Consider the following 2,195-nt stretch of genomic DNA (forward strand, 5'->3'; position numbering starts at 1 on the left):
GTACCAATAAGATTGACTGGCAATTTACAACAACTGATGCCCGGATCAAGCTGAAGAGGCTTTATCCGAACTTTTAAATGTTAATAGGTACTAGCACAACTGAGGATACCAATAACTTCCTCTGTCGATCGGCTCAGAAATGTTGCTATCGAATCGGAATAGTACGCGCGGTTCATAGCGGAAATTTAACCATAGATGAATTCATTGCTGACTCGGTGCAACTATTAGTTTCGATTTCCAGCAGAACCATGCGGAAGTTTTCATCGCTAGAACCAACAACGTTCCAGAATTTTACGATATCGCCTTTTCTCATACATCCTCCGGCCTCATGTATGGCAGGTTCGCCTCTTCGATCAGCTACACGTATTCCTGTTATTCTCTGTTGAACTCCTCTTCAAACCCTCTGATACCGTCAAGGATCTGCTCGAACGGCGGGGGCTCATCGAGGAACATGGCCGTCTGCATCCATTCATAATCCTGCTTCCATGCCTGCACGTCACCGGCTGCCGGCATCAGCCGCAGATCGCCCCGATGCACCGTACTGTAATCGACCCATGTCAGCCTGAAAAAAACCTGCCGGTGCGCGGCAACGCGATCGAACAGTTCCCTGTCCTTTGCCGCCCTGGCGGCTATCCCTTTTTTTATGAGGCACCAAAGGTCGTAATAATGCCGTGCCATACGGGCGCGCCGGGGTTTGTCCGCCGGCCGGAAGGTCTCCTCATGTATCAGGAGCGCTTTTTCCCAGAATGTGCGTTCGGCTGACAGCACTTGTACCGGGCAATCGAGCGGATCAACAGCCGCGCCCAGCGCATCGATCAGAAACGGCCTGATGACGGCCGGCTCGGACGGCCAGGTGTCCGACCGCGCTCCCAGTTCGATTTTGACGACCGGCTGCACATAGAATCCGCCTTCCGGTTGTATGCCGACAGGGTATTGAAACAATATCGTCTGGCTGTCCGGGTCAGATTCATCCAGTTTCAACGCCCAGTCGCCGGCCGGCAGGACGGCGCGGATACGCGCGTCGAGGATCGGCAGCAGAGTCTGCCCGACATACTCCTGGCAGGCGGTCTTCAGCTCTTTCAGCCGGTTGTTGCGCTGTTTGGCCGATGGCGCGGCTTCCGGATTCCTGTCGCCGCCGAACCCCAGAAAATCCCGATCGATGGTGAGATCGATGTCTTCGGAAAACCGGTCGATCAGCCCCCAGACCTTCGACAGTGACGTTCCGCCCTTGAAGGTGAGAGCCTTGCCGACCTCCGGCAGAGAAAAAAGCTCTCTGAGCGTCCAGCAGACCCAGAAATCCTTTTCAACGATTACCGGCGGCATATTGAGTCTGACTGCCGCCTCACGCAGATACAAGGCCCGCTCTTCAGCGGGCAGCTGTTCGAATACGGCCATTACGATTCCTTATCTTCGGCAATGTATCGCAGAAAGGGATGCATCCAGACCGGTGCCTGAGGCAGATCCTGCAGCAGGCGCTGCCGGTCTTCCGGAGTCAGGAGCTGACGCAGATGGCTGATCTGCTCCTGAGTCACATAGCGTTTGCCCAGCCCCCGCAACGCAGCGAAAACCAGGCCGCTCATCTTGCCTGCCGTCGCCATTTTGCGCGGCGCCCGTCGCCGGAACTGGATGGTGAGCGTTCCGACCTTGACCTTTCGGGGCGGTCCGTCTGTCTCGTAGACCACTCTCATCGGGACTTGGTCGGACAGGTGCAGCATATTGGCCGCCGCAGCCTCGGACGGCTGCAGCCGGACTCCGTCGCGACGGGCCAAAGCCTCGGCGATCATGTCCACTGAGGGGGATAAAAGCCCCAGTTGCTCATGCTTGCGCGGGAAATCGTAAAGTCCCCTGGCCAGACGGCGGATCTGTCCCTCTCGAACCAAGCGGATCAGCGCCATCCCTACGGTGTGCGGGGAGCCGAGATCAAGAAAGTCCGCCGGTGAAAACACCCATCCGGGATTGTGCCCGTGAATCCGGTTTTCGATCTGCTTGCTTACGGTCATGGCGGCAGTTTCCGTCAATTTTGTTAAAAAAACAAGCTTATTTTTTTAACAAAATATGTCTGCCGGAACCTATGAGCCACCGTTAGCGGAATGGGCGGGATCGGGCAGCTGAGTGTCTGATATGGAATATACCATCAGACAAAGACAGGATATGTCATTTCAGGAATAACGGGATCTGGCAGATATAAATCAGCC

3 protein-coding genes are annotated in these 2,195 nt (G+C 55.5%); all 3 read right to left on the reverse strand.

The features are described from left to right. Positions 1-172: 172 nt before the first annotated feature. Genes JN12_RS20610 through JN12_RS20315 form a run of 3 tightly spaced genes read right to left on the reverse strand, consistent with a single transcriptional unit; the run spans position 173 to position 2,000 of the window. Complete coding sequence (locus JN12_RS20610) at positions 173-313, reverse strand: hypothetical protein (protein WP_170242106.1); 141 nt, start codon at positions 311-313, stop codon at positions 173-175. A gap of 59 nt (positions 314-372) precedes the next feature. Next, positions 373-1,395, reverse strand: coding sequence for a nucleotidyl transferase AbiEii/AbiGii toxin family protein (locus tag JN12_RS20310; protein WP_145026364.1), 1,023 nt, complete (start codon positions 1,393-1,395; stop codon positions 373-375). Next, on the reverse strand, positions 1,395-2,000 hold the full coding sequence (locus JN12_RS20315) for a DUF6088 family protein (RefSeq protein ID WP_145026367.1): 606 nt from the start codon (positions 1,998-2,000) through the stop codon (positions 1,395-1,397). The genes JN12_RS20310 and JN12_RS20315 overlap by 1 nt, the downstream gene beginning before the upstream one ends. Positions 2,001-2,195: the final 195 nt, after the last annotated feature.

It is taken from the genome of Geobacter argillaceus (assembly GCF_007830735.1).
GTDB lineage: Bacteria > Desulfobacterota > Desulfuromonadia > Geobacterales > DSM-12255 > Geomobilibacter > Geomobilibacter argillaceus.

Coding starts and splice junctions, on each gene's coding strand:
- JN12_RS20610 (WP_170242106.1), bottom strand. CDS start 313: ATGAGAAAAGGCGATATCGTAAAATTCTGGAACGTTGTTGGTTCTAGC.
- JN12_RS20310 (WP_145026364.1), bottom strand. CDS start 1,395: ATGGCCGTATTCGAACAGCTGCCCGCTGAAGAGCGGGCCTTGTATCTG.
- JN12_RS20315 (WP_145026367.1), bottom strand. CDS start 2,000: ATGACCGTAAGCAAGCAGATCGAAAACCGGATTCACGGGCACAATCCC.